This window comes from Micromonospora sp. CCTCC AA 2012012 (genome assembly GCF_040499845.1).
Lineage (GTDB): Bacteria > Actinomycetota > Actinomycetes > Mycobacteriales > Micromonosporaceae > Micromonospora > Micromonospora mangrovi.
Genome location: NZ_CP159342.1, coordinates 2750061 through 2773877, shown reverse-complemented (window position 1 = coordinate 2773877; position 23817 = coordinate 2750061). Strand labels below are relative to the sequence as shown.

The 23817-nt window shown below is 77.0% G+C and carries 2 protein-coding genes; both read left to right on the top strand.

From position 1 onward, the window contains the following. Positions 1-31 precede the first annotated feature (31 nt). The gene (locus ABUL08_RS12100; protein WP_350937506.1) at positions 32-9943 is read left to right on the top strand and encodes a type I polyketide synthase; all 9912 of its coding nucleotides are present in this window, start codon (positions 32-34) and stop codon (positions 9941-9943) included. Next, complete coding sequence (locus ABUL08_RS12095) at positions 9940-23766, top strand: type I polyketide synthase (RefSeq protein WP_377522141.1); 13827 nt, start codon at positions 9940-9942, stop codon at positions 23764-23766. Before ABUL08_RS12100 ends, ABUL08_RS12095 begins: the two co-directional genes overlap by 4 nt. Positions 23767-23817 lie beyond the last annotated feature (51 nt).

Sequence of the window (23817 nt, the reverse complement as noted above, 5' to 3'; positions counted from 1 at the left end):
AGGCGCCCCGGCCCGGACGATTGGCGGACCGATGAGCGAGCAGCGACTCCGCGAGTACCTGAAGCGGGCCAGCGCCGACCTCCAGCAGACGCGGCAGCGGCTGACCGACCTCCAGGCCCGCGACACCGAGCCGATCGCGATCGTCGGCATGAGCTGCCGCCTCCCCGGGGACGTCACGTCGCCGGAGGAGCTGTGGCGGCTGCTGGCCGACGGCACCGACGCGGTCGGCGGGTTCCCCACCGACCGGGGCTGGGACCTGGAGTCGCTCTACGACCCGGACCCCGACCAGCCGGGCACCACGTACGCCACCGAGGGCGGGTTCCTGCACGACGCCGCCGACTTCGACCCGGAGCTGTTCGGGCTCAGCCCCCGTGAGGCGCTCACCACCGACCCGCAGCAGCGGCTGCTGCTGGAGGCGTCCTGGGAGGCGCTGGAACGGGCCGGGATCAGCCCCACCTCGCTGCGCGGCAGCCGCACCGGTGTCTACGTCGGCGTGATGTACAACGACTACGCCACCCGGGTCCGGCAGCCACCGAAGGGCCTCGAAGGGCACCTCGGCAACGGCAGCTCGCCGAGCATCGCCTCCGGGCGGGTCGCGTACACCCTCGGGTTGGAGGGGCCGGCGGTCACCGTCGACACCGCCTGCTCGTCGTCGCTGGTCTCCATCCACCTGGCCTGCCAGGCGCTGCGGTCGGGGGAGTGCACCCTGGCGCTGGCCGGTGGCGTGACGGTGATGTCCACCCCGGTGACGTTCGTGCAGTTCGCCCGGCACCGCGGCCTCGCCCCCGACGGCCGCTGCAAGTCCTTCGCCGACGGCGCGGACGGCACCGGCTGGGGCGAGGGCGTCGGGCTGCTCGCCCTGGAACGGCTCTCCGAGGCCCGCCGCCACGGGCACCGGGTGCTCGCCGTGATCCGGGGCACCGCGATCAACCAGGACGGCGCCAGCAGCGGCCTGACCGCCCCCAACGGACCCTCGCAGCAGCGGGTCATCCGGCAGGCGCTGACCAACGCCGGCCTCGGCCCGTCCGACGTGGACGCCGTCGAGGCGCACGGCACCGGCACCCGGCTCGGTGACCCGATCGAGGCGCAGGCGCTGCTCGCCACGTACGGCCGGGACCGGCCGGCCGACCAGCCGCTCTGGCTCGGCTCGCTCAAGTCCAACCTGGGCCACACCCAGGCCGCCGCCGGCGTGGCCGGCGTGATCAAGATGGTGCTCGCGCTGCGGCACGGCACGCTGCCCCGGACCCTGCACGTCGACCGGCCGTCCCGGCACGTCGACTGGTCCGCCGGTGGCGTCCGGCTGCTCACCGAGGCCCGCCCCTGGCCGGAACGGGACCGGCCGCGCCGCGCGGCGGTCTCCGCGTTCGGCGTCAGCGGCACCAACGCGCACCTGATCGTCGAGGAGCCGCCGGCGCCGGCCGACCACACCGAACCCGTCGAGCCGGCGCCGGCCACCTCGCCCCGATCGCTGCCGGTGGTGCCGTGGCCGCTGTCGGCGCGCACCCCGGCCGGGCTCGCCGCGCAGGCCCACCGGCTGCGCGCCGGCCTGCCGGAGCAGGCCCGCCCCGTCGACGTCGGCTTCACGCTCGCCACCGGGCGCGCGCCGCTGGAGCAGCGCGCCGTCGCGCTCGGCGCCGACCGGGACAACCTGGCGGCCGCGCTGGCGGCCGCCGCCGACCACACCGACCACCCCGATCTGGTACGCGGACACGTCCTCGGCGGCCCGGTCGCGTTCCTCTTCAGCGGCCAGGGTGCCCAGCGGGTCGGCATGGGCCGGGAACTGTCGGCGGCGTTCCCCGTCTTCGCCGCCGCGCTGGACGAGGTCTGCGCGGCGCTGCCCGCCGGGTCGGACGTACGCGAGGTGATGTTCACCGACGGGGACCTGCTGGACCGCACCGCCCACACCCAGCCCGCGCTCTTCGCCTTCGAGGTGGCGCTGTTCCGGCTGCTGGAGTCGTGGGGGATCCGCCCCGACCACGTGATCGGCCACTCCATCGGCGAGCTGGCGGCCGCGTACGTGGCCGGCGTGCTGTCGCTGCCCGACGCCGCCCGGCTGGTCGCCGCCCGGGGCCGGCTGATGCAGGCCCTGCCCGCCGGTGGCGCGATGGTGGCCGTCCGGGCGACCGAGGACGAGGTGACCCCGCTGCTCGGCGACGGCGTCTGCCTCGCCGCCGTCAACGCCACCGGTGCGGTGGTGCTCTCCGGCGACGAGGACGCGGTGCTGCGCGCCGTCGCGCCGTTCGCCGCCCGGGGCACCCGCCGGCTGACCGTCAGCCACGCGTTCCACTCGCACCTGATGGACCCGATGCTGGACGATTTCCGCGCGGTGGCCGAGTCGGTGAAGTACCGGCGGCCCCGCATCCCGGTGGTGTCCAACCTGACCGGGCAGGTGGTCGACGAGTTCACCGCCGAGCACTGGGTGCGGCACGTCCGCGAGGCGGTCCGCTTCGCCGACGGGGTCCGCACCCTGCGTACCCTCGGCACCGCCCGCTTCGTCGAGCTGGGCCCGGACGCGCCGCTCTGCGCCGCCGTCGCCGACGACGTGCCGCCGGACTGCCTGGTCCAGCCGCTGCTGCGGCGGGACGTACCGGAGGTCGCGGCGCTGACCTCGGCGGTGGCCCGGCTCTGGACCGCCGGGGTGCCCACCGACTGGGCCGGGTTCTTCGCCGACACCGGCGCGGCCCCCGTCGACCTGCCCACCTACGCCTTCCAGCGCCGCCGGTTCTGGCTCGACGTGCCGCTGTCCCGCCCGGACCCGGCCGCCGACCACCCCGTCCTCGACGTCCGGCTGGACCGGGCCGACACCGACGAGGTGGTCCTCGGCGGTCAGCTCTCCGTGCGTACCCATCCGTGGCTGGCCGACCACCGGGTCGCCGGCCGGATCCTGGTCCCCGGTACGGCCTTCCTGGACCTCGCGCTGCGGGCCGGCGCGCAGCTCGGCTGCCCGCGCGTCGACGAACTCGTGCTGGCCGAGCCGCTGGCCCTCGCCGACACCGACCGGGTCCGCCTCCAGCTGGTGGTCGGCCCCGCCGACGCCGCCGGCCGGCGCCCGGTCACCGGCTACGCCCGCCCCGCCGCCGAGGACGGCGACTGGACCCGCCACGTCACCGGCACCCTCGCCCCCGAGGTCGAGACCGGACACCCCGCCGACGCCGAGTGGCCGCCCGCCGGGGCGGAACCGGTCGACGTCGACCACGTCTATCCGGAGCTGGCCGACGCCGGCCTCGCCTACGGGCCGCTGTTCCGCGGGCTGCGCGCCGCCTGGCGACGCGGCGACGACATCCACGCCGAGGTCGCGCTCCCCGAGACCGCGCAGGTCGAGGCCGAACGCTTCGCGCTGCACCCGGCGCTGCTGGACAGCGCCCTGCACGCCGCCGCGCTGGCCGACCCGGTCGGTGCGGCGGCGGTGCCGTTCGCCTGGTCCGGGGTGTCGCTGCCCACCCCGGGCGCCACCGCGCTGCGGGTCACGCTGCGCCGCCTGGCGGACCGGACCCTGGAACTCACCGCCACCGACGGCACGGGCACGCCGGTGATCTCGGTGGAGTCGCTGCTGCTGCGCCCGCTCGCCGACGGTCCGGCCGGCCACCGCGACATGGTGTTCGAGGTCCGCTGGCAGGAGCACCGGGCCGGGACCGACGTCACCGCCCCGCCCGAGGCGCGTGACCTGCCCGGCGGCGGCACGCTGCCGGACGAGCCGTACGAGGCCGTCCGGGTGGCCCTGCACCGCACCCTCGCCACCCTCCAGGAGCTGCTCGCCGCACCGGCCGGCGACACCCGGCTGGTGCTGCGGACCCGCCACGCGGCCCGGCTGCCCGACGACACCGGCGACGTCGATCCGGTCGCCGCCGCCGTGGCCGGTCTGGTCCGCTCCGCCCAGTCGGAGAACCCGGACCGGTTCGTGCTGGTCGACACCGTCGACGACGCGGAGCTGCCCGGCTGGCTGCGGACCACCGACGAACCACAGCTGGCGCTCCGCGACGGCCGCTGGTACGTCCCCCGCCTGACCCGGCTGTCCGCCCCGGCCGCCGAGCCCGGCACGCCCCTGGACCCGAACGGCACGGTGCTGGTCACCGGGGCCACCGGCCGGCTCGGCCGGGCGCTCTGCCAGCACCTGGTCACCGCCCACGGCGTCCGCCGGCTGCTGCTGACCAGCCGCTCCGGCCCCGGGTCGGCCGGCGCGGCGGAACTCGCCGCGCTGGACGCCGAGGTCACCCTGGTCGCCTGCGACGTGGCCGACCGGGACGCCCTCGCGCGGGTGCTCGCCACCGTGCCCGCCGCGCACCCGCTCACCGCCGTCGTCCACCTCGCCGGCGCCCTCGACGACGCGATCGTCGAGTCGCTCACCCCCGAGCGGATCGACACCGTGCTCGCCCCGAAGGTGGCCGGCGCGCTGCACCTGGACGAGCTGACCCGGGACCGGGACCTCGCCGCGTTCGTGCTCTTCGCCTCGGCCGCAGGCACCTTCGGCGGCCCCGGGCAGGGCAACTACGCCGCCGCCAACGCCTGCCTGGACGCCCTCGCCGACCGGCGCCGCCGGCAGGGACGGCCGGCCATCTCGCTCGCCTGGGGCCTGTGGGAGGGCGACGACGGCATGGTCGGCGGCCTGACCGAGGTCGACCTGGCCCGGGCCCGCAACATCGGCGTGCTCAGCCTCACCGGGCCCGACGGGCTGGCCCTGTTCGACCTCGCGCTGCGCCACGACGGGCCGGCCCTGGTGCCGCTCGCCCTCGACCTCAGCCGGCTGCGCGGGCAGCTCGGCCGGCAGGCGCTGCCCGCCCTGCTGCGCGGCCTGGTCCGGACACCGGCCGCCCGCGCCGACGGCACCGGCGGCGACACCCGGGCGAAGGCCCGGACCGCCCGGCCGACCCGCATGATCGACCTGGTCCGGGCCCGGGTGGCCGCCGTGCTGCGGCACCCCTCGCCGGCCGGGATCGACCCCGACCGCGCCTTCTCCGAGCTGGGCTTCGACTCGCTGATGGCGGTGGAGCTGCGCAACGAACTCGGCCAGGCCACCGGCATCCGACTGCCCGCCTCGCTGATCTTCGACCAGCCGACCCCGGCCGCGCTGGCCCGACACCTGGAGTCCCGCTCCGGCGGCGACACCGCCGACGAGCGCCCCGCCGCCGCGCCCGCCCCGGCCGGCGCGACCGACGAACCGATCGCCATCGTCAGCATGGCCTGCCGGCTGCCCGGCGGCGTCGAGACCCCGGAACAGCTCTGGGAGCTGGTGCTGCGCGGCGACGACGCGGTGGTGCCGATGCCCGACGACCGCGGCTGGGACGTCGACGCCCTCTACGACCCCGACCCGGACCGCCCCGGCACCAGCTACGTCCGCGAGGGCGGCTTCCTCACCGCCGCCGACCGGTTCGACCCCACCGTCTTCGGCATCTCACCGCGCGAGGCGCTCGCCATGGACCCGCAGCAGCGGCTGCTGCTGGAGTCCTCCTGGGAGCTGTTCGAACGGGCCGGCATCCCGCCGCGCTCGCTCAAGGGCAGCCCCACCGGCGTCTTCGTCGGTCTCATGTACACCGACTATCCGGTCCTGCTGCACGGCCGCCGGCACGACCTGGAGGGACACCTCGGCAACGGCAGCGCCGGCAGCGTCGCCTCCGGCCGGATCGCCTACACGTACGGGCTGGAGGGCCCCGCCGTCACCGTCGACACCGCCTGCTCGTCGTCCCTGGTGGCGATGCACTGGGCGGTCAACGCGCTGCGCTCGGGGGAGTGCAGCCTCGCCGTGGCCGGCGGCGCCACCGTGATGTCCACCCCGACCGTCTTCCTGGAGTTCAGCCGCCAGCGAGGGCTGGCCGCCGACGGCCGCTGCAAGCCGTTCGCCGAGGGCGGCGACGGCACCGGCTGGGGCGAGGGCGTCGGGCTGCTCCTGCTGGAACGGCTCAGCGACGCCCGCCGGCACGGCCACCCCGTGCTCGGCGTCATCCGGGGCAGCGCGGTCAACTCCGACGGCGCGTCCAACGGCCTCACCGCACCGAACGGCCCCTCCCAGCAGCGGGTGATCCGCCAGGCGCTGGCGAACGCCGGCCTCACCGGGGCCGACGTCGACGCCGTCGAGGCGCACGGCACCGGCACCCCGCTCGGCGACCCGATCGAGGCGCAGGCCCTGATCGCCACGTACGGGCAGGACCGGCCGGCCGACGCGCCGCTGCTGGTCGGCGCGCTCAAGGCCAACCTCGGGCACACCCAGGCCGCGGCCGGCGTGGCCGGCGTCATCAAGACCGTGCTGGCGATGCGGCACGGCGTGCTGCCCCGCATCCTGCACCTCGACGCACCCTCGTCCCGGGTGGACTGGGACGCCGGCGCGGTGCGGCTGCTCGCCGACAACCAGGAGTGGCCGGAGACCGGGCGGCCCCGCCGCGCCGCCGTCTCCTCGTTCGGCATCAGCGGCACCAACGCCCACCTGGTGCTGGAGCAGGCCACGGAGACCCCGACCAGGCCGGAACGCCCGGCGCGCCCCACGGCGGTGGCCTGGCCGCTCTCCGCGACCGGCCTGCCCGCGCTGCGCGCCCAGGCGGCCCGGCTGCTGTCCGCCGCGGCCACCCTGGACCCGGTCGACGTCGGCTACTCGCTGGTCGCCACCCGGTCCGCGTTCGACCACCGCGCGGTGGTGGTCGGCGCCGACGCCGACGAGCTGCACGCCGGGCTGCGCGCCCTGGTCGACGGCGAACCGGCCGGCAACCTCGTCGAGGGCGTCGCCCGGCCGGCCAGCCGACCCGTCTTCGTCTTCCCCGGCCAGGGCTCCCAGTGGGCCGGCATGGCCGCCGACCTGATCGACAGCTCGCCGGTCTTCGCCGCCTCCATCGCCCGCTTCGAGACCGCGCTGGCCGAGTTCGTCGACTGGTCGCTGACCGACGTGCTGCGCCGCGTCCCCGGGGCACCCGACCTGGCCGGCGACGACGTGGTGCAGCCGGCCACCCTCGCGGTCACCGTCTCGCTGGCCGAGCTGTGGCGCTCGTACGGCGTCGAACCGGCCGCCGTCGTCGGGCACTCGCAGGGCGAGATGGCCGCCGCCTGCTTCGCCGGGGCGCTCTCCCTGCGCGACGCCGCCCGCGTCGTCTGCCTGCGCGGGCGGGAGGTCACGGCGCTGGCCGGGCGCGGGGGACTGGTGTCGGTCGAGGTCTCGCCCGAGCGGATCGGGGAACTGCTGACGCCGTACGCGGGACGGGTGGTGGTGGGGGCGGTGAACAGCCCCCGCGCCGTCGTCGCCTCCGGCGACCGGGACGCGCTCGAGGCGCTCATCGCCGACTGCCGGGCCCGGGGCGTGCGCACCAAGTGGGTGCCGATCAACTACGCGTCGCACTCGGCGCACGTGGACGAGCTGCGCGAACCGCTCGCCCGGGTGCTCGGGCCGATCGACCCCACCCCGCCGCGGGTGCCGTTCTTCTCCACCGTCACCGCCGACTGGATCGACGACACGCCACTGGACGCCGGGTACTGGTTCGAGAACCTGCGCCGCCCGGTGCGGTTCGCCGACTCCGTCCGGGCGCTGGCCGGGCAGGGCTTCGGGCCGCTGATCGAGGTCAGCGCCCACCCGGTGCTCACCGGCGCGATCGAGGAGACCCTCGCCGACACCGACCACCCCGTGGCGGCCGTCGGCTCGCTGCGCCGGGGCGACGGCGGGCTGCCCCGCTTCCTCCGCTCGCTCGGTGAGGCGTACGTCGCCGGGGCGCCGGTGGACCTGGCCCGCGCCTTCGACGGCGTCGGCGCGCGGCCGGTGCCGCTGCCCTCGTACGCCTTCGACCGTCGCCGGTTCTGGCCCGAGTTCGACGACCCCGCGCCCGAGGCGGCCACCGACCCGCAGGAGGCCGAGTTCTGGCAGGCGGTGCAGCGGCAGGACAGCGACGCCGTCGCCGAGCGGATCGGCCTGGACCGGCACGCGGTGCAGACGGTGCTACCGGCGCTGTCCCGCTGGCACACCGGCCGCCGTACCCGCTCGGTGCTGGACAGCTGGCGCTACCGCACCGACTGGGTGCCGGTACGGCTCGCCGACCCGGCCACCCTCACCGGACGCTGGCTGGTGGCCCGGCCCGCCGACACCGCCCCGACCGGCGTACCCGAGCTGGTCGACGCGGTGACCCACGCGCTGGCCGCCGCCGGCGCCGAGGTGGTCGACCTGCCCGTCGCCGCCACCGACCCCGACGACACCCTGCTCGCCGCCGTCCGCGCCGCGACCGCCGGGCAGCCGCTCGACGGGCTGCTCTGCCTCACCGGCCTCGACGAGACCCCCGACCGTCGACACCCGGTGGTCCCGGTCGGACTCGACCGGACCCTCGCGGTGATCCGCGCCCTGACCACGCTGGAGGTCGACGCCCCGGTCTGGGTGGCGACCTGCGGCGCCGTCGGCACCGGCCCCGACGACCCGCCGCGCCGCCCCACGCAGGCGCTGCTCTGGGGCGCCGGCACCGCGCTCGGCCTGGAACTGCCCCGCCGCTGGGGCGGCCTGGTCGACCTGCCCGCCGTCCTCGACCGGGACGCCGCCGCGCGGCTCTGCACCCTGCTCACCGGCGTCACCGGCGAGGAACACCTCGCGGTACGCGACGGCGACGTGCTGGCCCGCCGGCTGGTCCGCGCCCCCGGCCGGGGTCCGGCGGTGCCCTGGCAGCCCCGGGACACGGTGCTGGTCACCGGCGGCACCGGCGCGCTCGGCGGGCACCTGGCCCGCTGGGCGGTACGCGCCGGCGCCGAGCGGGTCGTGCTGGTCAGCCGCCGCGGCGTCGCCGCCGACGGCATGACCGACCTGCAGGACGAGCTGATCGGTCTCGGCGCCGAGGTCAACGTGGTGGCCTGCGACCTCACCGACCCCGAGGCGGTCGCGACGCTCTTCGCGAAGGTCGCCGTCGACGGTCCGCCCATCCGCGCGGTGCTGCACGCCGCCGGGGTCAGCGGCCGGGAGCTGCCGATCGGCGAGCTGACCGCAGCGGAGCTGGCGGGCGTCCTCGGCCCGAAGGTGGCCGGCGCCCGGCACCTCACCGAGCACGTGGCCGGGCTGGAGCTGGACGCGTTCGTGCTCTTCTCCTCCGGCGCTGGCACCTGGGGCGACAGCGGCCGGGTCGGCTACGGCGCGGCCAACGCCTACCTCGACGCGTACGCCGCCGAACGGCGGGCCGCCGGGGTGCCGGTGGTCTCCCTGGCCTGGGGCGCCTGGGGCGGCGGCGGCATGGTCGACGAGGGCACCGCCGCACGGCTGCGCCGGCTCGGCAACCGACCGATGGACCCCGAGCTGGCCGTCGGCGCCCTCGCCGACGCGGTCGCCCGGGGCGACGGCGAGCTGATCATCGCCGACATCGGCTGGAAGAGCTTCGCGCCCGCGTACGCCGCCGCCCGGCACCGGCCGCTGATCCTCGGCGTCGCCGACGCCCGGCAGGCGCTCGCCGACGCCGAGGCGGTCGAGGCCGAGGAGGTGGGCGAGCCGGACCTGGTGCGGGAACTCGCCGGGCTGGACGACGCGGAACGGCAGCGGGTGCTGCTCGACCGGGTCCGCCGGGAGGCCGCCGTGGCCCTCGGGCACGCCTCGGTCGCGGAGATGCACGCCGACCGCCCGTTCCGCGAGCTGGGCTTCGACTCGCTGACCGTGGTGGCGCTGCGTAACCGGCTCTCCGCGGTGACCGGCCTGAAACTGCCCACCACGCTGGTCTTCGACCACCCGACGTTCCCCGAACTCACCCGCTATCTGGTGACCCGGCTCTTCGGCGCCGGCACGGAAACCGCCCCGCAGAACGCGGAGGAGGCCGCCACCTGGGCGACGCTGCGGAGCATCCCGCTGAGCCGGCTGCGCGAGACCGGCCTCCTCGACGCCCTGCTCGAACTGGCCACCGCCGCCGAGCAGCCGACCACCGCCGCGCCCGACACCGACCGCATCGACGACATGAACGTGGCCGACCTCATCGAGCTGGCGCTCGGTGCCGGCACCGACGTACGGGAGAACTGACCATGCCCACCGCTCCCGACAAGCTGGTCGAGGCCCTGCGGGCCGCGCTGCGCGACAACGAACGGCTCAAGCAGCGCAACCAGCGGCTGGAGCAGGTCGCGCACGAGCCGATCGCGATCATCGGCATGGGCTGCCGGTTCCCCGGCGGGGTCGCCAACCCCGACCAGCTCTGGCAGGTGCTGACCGGTGGCGTGGACGCGGTCTCCGAGTTCCCGGCCCGGCCCGGCTGGGAACTCGACACGCTGCTCGACCCCGACCCGGACAGCCGGGGCACCACGTACGTCGCCCAGGGCGGCTTCCTGCACGACGCCGACCGGTTCGACGCCGGCTTCTTCGGCATCTCGCCCCGCGAGGCGCTCGCCATGGACCCGCAGCAGCGGCTGCTGCTGGAGGTCGCCTGGGAGACCCTGGAACAGGCCCGGATCGCCCCGACGTCGCTGCGCGGCACCGCCACCGGTGTCTTCACCGGTGCCACCGGCGCCGACTACGGCCCGTTGATGGCGCAGTCCGGCATCGACACCGACGGCTACCTGGCGACCGGCAGCGCCGCCAGCGTCGCGTCCGGCCGGATCGCGTACGTGCTGGGCCTGGAGGGTCCCGCCGTCACCGTGGACACCGCCTGCTCGTCGTCGCTGGTGGCGCTCCACCTGGCCGTGCAGTCGCTGCGCTCCGGGGAGTGCTCCCTGGCGCTGGCCGGCGGCGCCACGCTGATGGCCAGCCCCTCCACCTTCCAGGAGTTCAGCCGGCAGCGGGGGCTGGCGCCGGACGGCCGGGTCAAGGCGTTCTCCGACGACGCCGACGGCACCAGCTGGAGCGAGGGCGTGGGGCTGCTGCTGGTGGAGCGGCTGGCCGACGCGCGCCGCAACGGCCACCGGGTGCTCGCCGTCGTGAAGGGCACCGCCGCCAACCAGGACGGCGCGTCGAACGGGCTGACCGCCCCGAACGGCAAGGCGCAGCAGCGGGTGATCCGGCAGGCGCTGGCCAACGCGGGCGTCACCGGGGCCGACGTCGACGTCGTGGAGGCGCACGGCACCGGCACCACCCTCGGCGACCCGATCGAGGCGCGGGCGCTGCTGGCCACGTACGGCCAGGAACGCGCCGCGGGTCGGCCGCTCTGGCTGGGCTCGGTGAAGTCCAACCTCGGCCACACCCAGGGCGCGGCGGGCGTCGCCGGGGTGATGAAGATGGTCCTCGCGATGCGGCACGGGCTGCTGCCCCGCACGCTGCACGTGACCACCCCCACCTCGCACGTGGACTGGTCGGCTGGCGACGTACGCCTGCTGACCGAGGACCACGAGTGGCCGGCCGTCCCGGCCCGGCCGCGCCGGGCCGGCGTCTCGGCGTTCGGTATGAGCGGCACCAACGCGCACGTGATCGTGGAGGAGGCCCCGGCCGAGGAGCCGGGTCAGCCCGGTGACGTGGTGGCGGGGCCGGTGCCGTGGCTGCTGTCCGGCCGGTCTCCGGCGGCGCTGCGCGGTCAGGCCACGGGGCTGGCCGCGCTGTCGGCCGATCCGGTGGACGTCGGCTGGTCGTTGCTGGCGTCGCGGTCGTCGTTCGAGCACCGGGCCGTGGTGGTGGACGGTGACCCGGCCGGGCTGGCGGCGGTGGCCGGAGGGGTACCGGCCGACGGTGTCGTCTCCGGCGTGGTGTCGGGTGCGGCGGGCCGGGTGGTGCTGGTGTTCCCGGGTCAGGGGGCGCAGTGGGCCGGGATGGGTGTGGAGCTGGCGGAGGCGTCGCCGGTGTTCGCGGCGCGGTTGGCGGAGTGTGAGGCGGCGCTGTCCGGGTTCGTGGACTGGTCGTTGACGGATGTGCTCCGCCAGGTGCCGGATGCGCCGTCGTTGGAGCGGGTGGATGTGGTGCAGCCGGCGTCGTGGGCGGTGATGGTGTCCCTGGCCGCGCTCTGGGAGTCGTACGGGGTGCGGCCGGCGGCGGTGGTGGGGCACTCGCAGGGTGAGATCGCGGCGGCCTGCGTGGCCGGTGCGCTCACCCTCACCGACGGGGCCCGGGTGGTCTGCCTGCGCAGCCGCGCCGTGGCGAGCCTCCCCACCGGCGGCGGCATGGCCGTGGTGGGCCTGCCGGTGGCCGCCGCCGAGGAGCTGCTCGACGGCTTCGCCGGGGTGCACGTCGCGGCGGTGAACGGCCCCGCCTCGGTGGTGCTCTCCGGCGACCGGGCCGCCCTCGACCGGGTCGGCGTCGAGTGTGAACGGCGGGAGGTGCGGTTCCGCCTCGTCCCGGTGGACTACGCGTCGCACTCCCCGGCCGTGGCGGGCCTGCGCGACGACCTGCTCCGCGACCTCGCCCCCGTACGCCCCCTCGCCGGTCGGGTGCCGCTGGTGTCCACCGTCACCGGTGCCGTGGTCGACCCGTCGACGTTGGACGCCGACTACTGGTTCCGCAACCTGCGGGAGCCGGTGCGCTTCGCCGACGCGATCCGCACCCTCGCCGCCGACGGGTACGGCACCTTCGTGGAGGCGTCCCCGCACCCCGTGCTGACCACCGCCGTCGAGGAGACCGTACGGGAGGCCACCGGGGGCGGCGACGACCCGTGCGTGGTCGGCTCGCTGCGCCGCGACGACGGCGGCCCGCGCCGGTTCCTGCTCTCGGCCGGCGAGGCGTGGGCCCGCGGCGTCGACGTGGACTGGACGGCGGCCTTCCCCGCCGGTGGCGGCCGGCTCGTCGACCTGCCCACCTACCCCTTCCAGCGACAGAGCTACTGGCCCGAGTTCGACACCGACGAGCCCACCCCCGCCGCCACCGACACCGGCGACCACGACTTCTGGGCCGCCGTCGACCGCGCCGACACCACCGCGTTGGCCGCCACCCTGCACACCGACATTACCGTGCTCGACCCGGTGCTGCCCGCCCTGGCCCGCTGGCACCGCCGGCGGCGCGCGGAACACACCGCCGACGCCTGGCGCTACCAGGTGACCTGGCGTCCGCGCCCCGGGGACCGCACCCGGCCCGCGCTCACCGGCCGGTGGCTGCTGGCCCGCCCCGCCACCGGCGTGGACGAGGACCTGGCCGCCGACGTCCTCGACGCCCTCACCGCGCACGGGGCGGACGTACACCCGCTGACCCTGCCGGACGACGACGCCGACCTGCGGCGCGCCCTCACCGACGCGCTGGCCGCGCTCGACCCGGCACCCGTCGGCGTGCTCAGCCTCGCCGCCCTCGACGAACGGCCGCACCCGGCCCACCCGGCCGTGCCGGTCGGGCTGGCCGCGACGGTCGCGCTGGTGCAGGCCCTCGGCGACACCCACCCCACCGCCCGGGTGTGGATCGCCACCCGGGACGCCGTCGCCATCGGGCCCGCCGACCGTGCCCGCCGCCTCCCGCAGGCCGCCGCCTGGGGCCTCGGCCGGGTCGTCGGCCTGGAACACCCGGACCGCTGGGGCGGCCTGGTCGACCTGCCCGCCCGCCTCGACGCCCGGGGCCGGGAACGCCTCGCCGCCGCCCTCGCCGACGGCAGCGAGGACCAGCTCGCCCTGCGCGGCTCCGGCACCTTCGTGCGGCGGCTCACCCACGCCCCGGCCGGTGACCGCCCGGCCCGCCGCTGGCAGCCCCGCGGCACCGTCCTCGTCACGGGCGGCACCGGCGGCATCGGCGCCGCCCTGGCCCGCTGGCTCGCCGCCGAGGGCGCCCAGCACCTCGTGCTGACCGGCCGGCGCGGCGCCGACGCGCCCGGCGTGGCGGAGCTGCGGGCCGAGCTGACCGCCCTCGGCGTGGACGTCACCGTGACCGCCTGCGACGTCACCGACCGGGACGCCCTCGCCCGGGTGCTCGACGCGATCGGGGAACGGCACCCGCTCACCGCCGTCGTGCACGCGGCCGGCGTGGGCCAGTACCAGCCGCTGACCGACACCGGCGTCGCCGACCTCGCGGACGTGCTCGCCGCGAAGGTGCTCGGCGCGGCCCACCTCGACGACCTGCTCGGCGACCGGCCGCTGGACGCGTTCGTGCTCTTCTCCTCCAGCGCCGGCGTGTGGGGCAGCGGCGGCCAGTCCGGCTACGCCGCCGCCAACGCCTGGCTCGACGCGCTCGCCGAGGACCGGCGCTCCCGGGGGCGTACCGCCACCTCGGTGGCGTGGGGCGCCTGGGCCGACGCCGGAATGGCCACCGACGCGGGCATGGCCCGGCACCTGACCGGCCGGGGCGTCCGGGCGATGCCCCCGGCCCTCGCCCTCACCGCGCTGCGCGGCGCCGTCGAGCGCGACGAGGCCACCGCCGTCGTCGCCGACCTGGACTGGGACCGGTTCGCGCCGACCTTCGCCGCCGCCCGGCCCCGACCGCTGCTGGACGACCTGCCCGAGGCCCGGCGGGCCCTGGACAGCGGCCGCCCGGCCGGCGACACCGACCCCGGCGACGACGGCCTGCGCCGACGGCTCGCCGACCGCCCCGCCGCCGAGCAGACCCGGGAACTGCTCGACCTGGTCCGCACCCACGCCGCCGCCGTGCTCGGCCACGACGGCGCCGACGGCATCGACCCGGGCCGCGCGTTCCGCGACCTCGGCTTCGACTCGCTGACCGCGATCGAGCTGCGCAACCGCCTCGGCGCGGTGACCGGGCTGCGGCTGCCCGCCACCCTGGTCTTCGACCACGCCCAGCCGCGCCGGCTCGCCGCCCACCTGCGCAGCGAACTCTTCGGCGGCCAGGACGGCCCCGACCCGGCCGACCTCGGCGGCGCGGCCACCGACGAACCCATCGCGATCATCGGCATGGCCTGCCGCTACCCGGGCGACGTGCGGTCACCCGAGGACCTGTGGCGGCTGCTGGCGGCGGGCACCGACGCGCTGTCGCCGCTGCCGGTCGACCGGGGCTGGCCGGCCTTCGTCGCCGGGGTGGCCGAGGGCGGCTTCGTCCCCGACGCCACCGGCTTCGACGCCGCGTTCTTCGAGATGAGCCCCCGCGAGGCGCTGGCCACCGACCCGCAGCAGCGGCTGCTGCTGGAGACCGCCTGGGAGGCCGTCGAACGCGCCGGCATCGACCCGGGCGCGCTGCGCGGCACCCGCACCGGCGTCTTCATCGGCGGCAACAACATGGGGTACGGCGTCGGCCCGGAGATCCCCGAGGAGGTACGCGGACACCTGCTGGTCGGCAACGCCACCAGCGTCGTCTCCGGGCGCGTCGCGTACACCCTCGGTCTGGAGGGGCCGGCCGTCACCCTGGACACGGCCTGCTCGTCGTCGCTGGTGGCGCTGCACTGGGCCAGCCAGTCGCTGCGCTCCGGCGAGTCGGCGCTGGCCCTGGCCGGCGGCGTGGCCGTGCTGGTCACCCCGGACAGCTTCACCGAGTTCAGCCGGCAGGGCGGCCTCGCCGCCGACGGCCGGTGCAAGGCGTTCTCCGACGACGCGGACGGCACCGGCTGGGGCGAGGGCGTCGGCGTGCTCGTCCTGGAGCGCCTCAGCGACGCCCGCCGCAACGGCCACCGGGTCCTCGCCGTGGTACGCGGCAGCGCCACCAACTCCGACGGCGCGTCCAACGGCCTGAGCGCCCCGAGCGGCCCCGCCCAGCAGCGGGTGATCCGCCAGGCCCTCGCCAACGCCGGCCTCTCCACCGCCGACGTCGACGCGGTGGAGGCGCACGGCACCGGCACCCGGCTCGGTGACCCGATCGAGGCGCACGCCCTGCTCGCCACGTACGGCCAGGACCGTCCCGCCGACCGGCCGGTGCTGCTCGGCTCGGTCAAGTCGAACCTGGGCCACACCCAGGCCGCGGCCGGTGTGGCCGGCGTGATCAAGATGGTCCTGGCGCTGCGGCACGAGGCGCTGCCCCGCACCCTGCACGTCGACACCCCGTCGTCGCACGTGGACTGGTCGGCCGGCGCGGTGGAGCTGCTGACGGAGGAGCGACCGTGGCCGCGCGGCGACGCGCCCCGGCGGGCCGGGGTGTCGGCGTTCGGTATCAGCGGCACCAACGCCCACGTGATCATCGAGGAGGCCCCGGACTCCGCCCCGGCCCCTGCCGTCGCCGAGGTGGTGCTGCCGGTGGTGCCGTGGGTGTTGTCGGCGAAGTCGCCGACGGCCCTGGCCGCGCAGGCGGCCCGGTTGGCCTCGGAGGTGCCGGGCTCGGCGGTCGACGTCGCGTTCTCCCTGGCCACGACCCGTTCGGCGCTGGACCGTCGGGTGGTGGTGCTGGGGACGGACACCGACCAGCTGCGGGCCGGCCTGGCGTCGGTGGTCGAGGGTGTGCCCAGCGCGGGCGTGGTCTCCGGGGTGGCCCGGGAGGGCCTGACGGGATTCGTCTTCTCCGGTCAGGGTGGTCAGCGGCTCGGCATGGGCCGCGAGCTGGCGGCCGTGTTCCCGGTCTTCGAGGCCGCCCTGTCGGAGGTCTGCGCCCAGTTCGACACGCTGCTGGACCGCCCGCTCCGCGAGGTCGTCGACGGCGCGACGGACGAGCCGGACCGGCCGGACACGGCGGCGGACCTGGCGCAGACGGGGTGGGCGCAGCCGGCCCTGTTCGCGGTCGAGGTGGCGCTGTTCCGGCTCCTCGAATCGTGGGGTGTCACGCCCGACTACCTGATCGGTCACTCGGTCGGTGAGCTGGCCGCCGCGCACGTGGCCGGCGTCCTGGACCTGCCGGACGCGTGTCGTCTGGTCGCGGCGCGGGCGTCGTTGATGCAGGCCCTGCCGTCCGGCGGTGCCATGTGGGCGGTCCGCGCGAGCGTGGACGAGGTGACCCCGCTGCTGGTCGAGGGTGCGTCGATCGCGGCGGTGAATGCACCCGGCCAGGTCGTCGTCTCCGGGACCCGGGAGGCCGTGGAGCAGGTCGCGGGGGGTCTCACCGACCGGCGGGGCCGCTGGTTGACCGTCAGCCACGCGTTCCACTCGGCGTTGATGGACCCGATGCTCGCCGAGTTCACCCGGGTCGCCGGGACCGTCGCGCTGCGCCGGCCGCAGATCCCGATCATCTCGACGCTGACCGGCGAGGTGGTGGACGAGTTCACCCCGACCTACTGGGCCGACCAGGTACGCGGGACCGTCGCCTTCGGGGCGGCCGTCGACAAGGCCGCCGAGCTGGGCGTGACCCGGTACGTGGAGGTCGGACCCGACGCGAGCCTGGTGGCCGCGGTCGAGGAGACCCGGCCGGAGGCGCTCGCCGTACCGGTGCTGCGGCGGGACCGGGCCGAAGCGGGCAGCGCCGTCACCGCCCTCGCGCGGCTCTGGGCGCACGGCGGGCCGGTCGACTGGGCGGCGTTCCACGCCCCCACCGGCGCGCGCGTCGTCGACCTGCCCACCTATCCGTTCCAGCACCAGCGCTACTGGTTGCAGGGCTGGGCGACCGAGCAGGCGGACCCCACCGACCGGTGGAGCTACCGCGTCGACTGGCGACCCGTGGCCGACCCGACCGCCGGTCCGCTCACCGGCCGCTGGCTGCTGCTCGCCCCCGCCGACGCCGACCCCGACCTGGTCACCACGGTCACCGACGGGCTGCGCGCCGCCGGCGCCACCACGGCAGCGCTCACCGTCGACCCCGACGCCGACCGGGCCGCCCTCGCCGCCCTGCTCGCCGGGCACACCGACGCGACCGGCGTACTCCACCTGGCCGCCGCGTCGGCCGACGCCGGACCGGCGGCGGCCGGGACGCTCGCCGAGGTGGTGCAGGCGCTCGGCGACGCCGCCGTCACCGCGCCCCTGTGGTGCGTCACCACCGGCGCCGTGCGGGTCGCCGACGCCGACCCGGCACCCCGCACCGACCTCGCGGCGGCCTGGGGACTCGGCCGGGTCGCCGCCCTCGAACACCCCGACCGCTGGGGTGGCCTGGTCGACCTGCCCGCGTCGCCCACGCCCCGCGACGTCGCCCGCCTCACCGCCCTGCTCACCGGGGCCACCGGCGAGGACCAGCTCGCCGTCCGCGCGGGCGGCACGTACGCCCGGCGGCTGCTCCGGCACACCCCGCCGGCCGCCGCGCCGCAGGACCGGCCGCTCGGCGACACCGTCCTGGTCACCGGGGGCACCGGCGCGCTCGGCGGACACGTCGCCCGCTGGCTCGCCGCCCACGGCGCCCACCACCTCGTGCTGACCAGCCGACGCGGGCCCGACGCCCCCGGCGCCACTGAGCTGCGCGACGAACTCACCGCCGCCGGCGTCCGGGTCACCGTCGCCGCCTGCGACGCCGCCGACCGCGCCGCCCTCGCCGCGCTGCTGGACCGCCTGGACACCGACGGGGTACGCGTCGACGCCGTGGTGCACGCCGCCGGTGTCCTGCACGACGCGCTGCTGCACACCATGGACCGGGCGCAGCTGGCCGAGGTGTGGGCGGCGAAGGCGACCGCCGCGCTCCACCTGCACGAGCTGTTCGCCGACCGGGACCTCACCGCGTTCGTCCTCTTCTCCTCCCTCGCCGGCACGCTCGGCAGCGTCGGCCAGGCCGGGTACGCGGCCGCCAACGCCGCCCTGGACGCGCTCGCCGAGACCCGGCGCGCCGCCGGTCGCCCGGCCCTCTCCGTCGCGTGGGGACCGTGGGCCGGCACCGGCATGGCCGCCACCGGGCACCTCACCGACCAGCTCCGGCGCGGCGGCCTGGACCCGATGGACGCGGCCCCCGCCCTCGCCGCCCTGGAACGCCACCTCGCCGGTGACGCCCCCTGCGTGGTGGTCTCCGACGCGGACTGGAACCGGCTGGCCGCCACCGGCACCCGGCCGCTGCTGGCCGAGCTGACCGACCCCGCCGACCGCACCGCACCGGCCGACGAGGACGCCGCCCTGCGCCGCGAGGTGCTGGCCCTGCACCCGGGCACCCGGCACACCGCCGTGCTGGAGGCGGTCCGCACCCAGATCGCCGACGTGCTCGGTCACGCGTCCATCGCACCGGTCGAGCCGGAGGCGCCCCTGTCGACGCTCGGCTTCACCTCGCTGCTCGCCCTCGACCTGCGCGGCCGGCTCAACACGCTGACCGGCCTGGCGCTGCCGGCCACCCTGGTCTTCGACCACCCCACCGCCGACGCGCTCGCCCGGCACCTGCTCGCGGAGATCACCGGCACCCGGTCCACGGAGGCCGTCGCGGCCACCGGCGGCGACTCCACCGACGACCCGATCGTCGTGGTGAGCATGAGCTGCCGCTTCGCTGGTGGCGTCGACACCCCCGAAGAGCTGTGGCGGCTGCTCTCCGACGGCGCCGACGCGATGTCCGCGTTCCCCACCGACCGGGGCTGGGACACCGCCTCCCTCTACCACCCCGACCCCGACCACGAGGGCACCAGCTACGCCCGCGAAGGCGGCTTCCTGCCCGGCGTCGGCGGGTTCGACGCCGACCTGTTCGGCATCAACCCGCGTGAGGCGCTCGCCATGGACCCGCAGCAGCGGCTGCTGCTGGAGTGCTCCTGGGAGGCGTTCGAACGGGCCGGCATCGACCCCCGCGCGGTACGCGGCAGCCGGATCGGCGTCTTCGCCGGCACCAACGGTCAGGACTACCCGGCCGCGCTGCACCACTCGGCCGAGAACCTCGCCGGCTACGTCGCCACCGGCAGCGCCGCCAGCGTCTTCTCCGGCCGGCTGGCGTACGCGTTCGGGCTGGAGGGGCCGGCGCTGACCGTGGACACCGCCTGCTCCGCCTCGCTGGTCGCGCTGCACCTGGCCAGCCAGGCGCTACGGGCCGGGGAGTGCAGCGCGGCGCTGGTCGCCGGGGCGACGGTGATGACCACCCCCGGGGTGTTCGTCGAGTTCAGTCGGCAGCGGGCGCTCTCCCCGGACGGCCGGTGCAAGGCGTTCTCCGACGACGCCGACGGCACCGGTTGGGGCGAGGGCGCCGCCGTCGTCCTGCTGGAACGCCTGAGCGAGGCCCGCCGCCACGGTCACCCCGTGCTGGCCGTGCTGCGGGGCAGCGCCGTCAACTCCGACGGCGCGAGCAACGGGCTCACCGCCCCGAACGGCGCCGCCCAGCAGCGGGTGATCCGGCAGGCCCTCGCCAACGCCGGACTCGTCACCGGAGACGTCGACGCGGTGGAGGCGCACGGCACCGGCACCTCGCTCGGCGACCCGATCGAGGCGCACGCCCTGCTCGCCACGTACGGGCAGGACCGCCCCGCCGACCGGCCGCTCTGGCTCGGCTCGGTCAAGTCCAACATCGGCCACACCCAGGCCGCCGCCGGTCTCGCCGGGGTGCTGAAGATGGTGCTCGCGCTGCGCCACGGCACGCTCCCCGCCACCCTGCACGTCAGCGCCCCCTCCCGGCACGTCGACTGGGGCGACGGCGGCGTACGCCTGCTCACCGAGGCGCGCTCGTGGCCGGCGGGGGAGCGGCCACGCCGGGCCGGGGTGTCCGCGTTCGGCGTCAGCGGCACCAATGCCCACGCCATCCTGGAACAGGCGCCGGACCCGGACGGGTCGACCGCGCCGGAGCCCGACCGGGTGGCGCTGCCGGTCGTACCGTGGCTGCTGGCCGGACGGACCGAGGCCGCGCTGACCGACCAGGCCGACCGGCTGCTGCCCGCCGTGACCGGCCCCGACGCGCCGGCCGTCCGCGACGTGGCGTGGACGCTCGCGGTGTCCCGGGCGGCGCTGGAGCACCGCGCGGTCGTCGTCGGCGGCACCCGCGACGAGCTGGCCGCCGGGCTGGCCGCCCTCGCCGCCGGCCGGGACGCTCCGCACGTCGTCACCGGCACCGCCGGCGCCCCCGGCCGGACCGTCTTCGTCTTCCCCGGCCAGGGCGCCCAGTGGATCGGCATGGCCACCGAGCTGGCCGCCGCCGCACCCGTCTTCGCCGACCGGCTCGCCGAGTGCGAGCGGGCCCTCGCCGAGTTCGTCGACTGGACCCTCACCGACGTGCTGCGCGGCGCGCCCGACGCCCCCGGCCTGGACCGCGTCGACGTGGTGCAGCCGGCCCTGTGGGCGGTGATGGTCTCGCTCGCCGCCCTCTGGCAGCACCACGGCGTACGCCCGCACGCGGTGATCGGCCACTCGCAGGGCGAGATCGCCGCCGCCTGCGTCGCGGGTGCGCTCACCCTGCGTGACGCCGCCCGGATCGTCGCCCTGCGCAGCCAGGCGCTGACCGCGCTCGCCGGCCACGGCGGGATGGTCTCGCTGGCGCTGCCCGCCGACGCGGCCGGCGACCTGCTCGCCGACCTCGACGGCCGGGCCACGGTCGCCGCGGTCAACGGCCCCGCCTCGGTCGTCGTCTCCGGCGACCCGGCCACCCTCGACGAGGTGCTGCGACGCGCCGAGGACCGGCAGATCCGGACCCGCCGGATCCCCGTCGACTACGCCTCGCACGGCCCGCACGTCGACCGGATCCGCGACGAGCTGCACACCCTGCTCGCCCCGACCGCGCCCCGCCCGCCGCAGGTCCCGATGCTCTCCACCGTCACCGGGGACTGGGTCGGCGCGGACGAGCTGGACGGCGACTACTGGTTCCGCAACCTGCGGCAGCCCGTCCTGCTCGACCCGGCCGTGCGGACCCTCGCCGCCGCCGGCCACCGCACCTACGTCGAACTCAGCCCGCACCCGGTGCTCACCGTCCCGCTCCGGGACACCCTCGACGACCTCGCCGTCACCGCCGGCCGGGTGTACGTCGGCGGCTCCCTGCGCCGCGACGACGGCGGTCCGCGCCGCTTCGTCACCTCGCTCGCCGAGGCGTACGTCTCCGGGGTGGACGTGGACTGGACCACCGTGGTCGACGGTGACCTGGTGGCCCTGCCCACCTATCCGTTCCAGCGGCGGATGTTCTGGCCCCGACCGGCCACCGTGGACCCGGCGGCCCGCACCGGGGACGCGGTCGACGACGCGTTCTGGGCCGAGGTGGACCAGCGCGACGTCGACGGCCTCGCCACCACCCTCGGCGTCGACCCGACCGCCCTGGCCGGCGTCCTGCCGGCCCTGGCCGACTGGCGGCGCAGCCGGCACGAGGCGGCCGCCCTGGACTCGTGGCGCTACCGGATCACCTGGCGGACGCTGGCCGAGCGGCCCGGCCACCCCACCGGGACGTGGCTGGTGCTCGCCCCCGAGGGCGTCGACGCGCCGTGGTGCGCCGCGGTGACCGACGCCCTGCCCGACGCGCGGACCGTCGCCGTCGACGCGGGCACCCTCACCCGCGAGGCCCTCGCCGCGCTGCTGGACGACCAGCCGGGCCCGGTCCACGGCGTGCTCTCCCTGCTCGCCGTCGACGAACGACCCCACCCGGCGTACCCGGCGGTGCCCGCCGGGCTGGCCGCCACGCTGCTGCTCGCCCAGGCGGCGGCCGACACGGCCCGCGCCGCGCCGCTCTGGCTCGCCACCCGCGCGGCGGTCACCGCCGCGCCCGACGACCGCCTCGCCGGCACCGCGCAGCCACAGGTCTGGGGTCTCGGCCGGGTCGTCGGCCTGGAACACGCCGACCGCTGGGGCGGCCTGGTCGACCTGCCGGCCACCGTCGACGAGCCGGTCGCCCGGCGGCTGCGCCAGGTGCTCGCGGGCACCGGCGACGAGGACCAGGTCGCGGTCCGCGCCCGCGGGGTGTACGGCCGCCGCCTGGTGCCCGCCCCGCTGGGCGACGCCCCGCCCACCGTCACCTGGCGGCCCCGCGGCACGGCGCTGATCACCGGCGGCACCGGCGGCATCGGCGCCCGGGTGGCCCGCTGGCTGGCCGCCGCCGGCGCCGAACACCTGGTGCTCACCAGCCGACGGGGCAGCGACGCGCCGGGCGCGGGCGACCTCGATGCCGAACTCACCGCGCTCGGTGCCCGGGTCACCATCGCCGCCTGCGACGTCGCCGACCGGGCCGCCCTGGCCGGGCTCCTCGACGGGCTGCGCGACGCCGGCGACGAGATCCGGACCGTCGTGCACGCCGCGGGCGTGGTCCAGGCGACCGCCCTGACCGAGATGACCCTCGGCGAGTGCGCCGAGGTGCTCGCCGCCAAGACCCTCGGCGCCACCCACCTCGACGACCTCCTCGGCGACCGGCCGCTGGACGCGTTCGTGCTCTTCTCCTCCAACGCGGGGGTGTGGGGCAGCGGCGGGCAGGGCGCGTACGCCGCCGCCAACGCCCACCTCGACGCCCTCGCCCAGTCCCGGCGCGAGCGGGGCCGCACCGCCACCTCGGTCGCCTGGGGCGCCTGGGGCGGGGGCGGCATGGCCGCCGACCCGGCCGCCGAGGAGCACCTGCGCCGACGGGGGGTGCTGGTGATGCCGCCCGAGCGCGCGCTGGCGGCGCTGCACCAGGCCCTCGACCACGACGAGACCGTGCTGACCGTGGCCGACGTCGACTGGGACCGCTTCGCGCCCAGCTTCGCCGCCGCCCGGTCCCGGCCCCTGCTCGCCGAGCTGCCGGCCGCCCAGCGGGCGCTCCGACCGGCGGCCGAACCCGACGCCGCCCCCGGTGCCGGCGGCGGTCGGGGCGAGCAGCTGCGGGCGATGTCGCCCGTCGAGCGGGACGCCGCCCTGCACGACCTGGTGCGCTCGGCGGTGGCCACCGTCCTCGGCCACGACGACCCCCAGGCCGTCGACGCCGGCCGGGCCTTCAAGGACCTCGGCTTCGACTCGCTCACCTCGGTCGAACTGCGCAACCGGCTCACCTCGGCGACCGGGCTCACCCTGCCGGCCACCCTGGTCTTCGACCACCCCACGCCGCTGGACCTGGTGGCCCTGCTGCGCGGCCGGTACGCCGGTGAGCAGCAGGCCGCGTCCCCCGAACAGGCGGTGCAGGCCGCCCTCGACAAGCTCGAAGCCGGAATTTCAGCTCTTTCCCCAGACCACCAGCTCGACGAGGTGCAGGCCAGGTTGCGGAGCCTAATCTCGACGCTGGGTGACAGGCAGTCTGCGGGAGCCGCTGAGCCGGTGTCCCGGCAACTGGAGACGGCCTCCGACGACGAGCTGTTCGAATTCATCCACAGGGAGTTCGGTAAGTCCTCTTGACGGCGCAGGCCACGGCTACCGACTCCCTGGGCCACGCCGACAGGAGACGGT

Bases quoted from the DNA above. Each gene is read 5' to 3' on its own strand.
- ABUL08_RS12100 (WP_350937506.1), top strand. From the start codon at position 32: ATGAGCGAGCAGCGACTCCGCGAGTACCTGAAGCGGGCCAGCGCCGAC.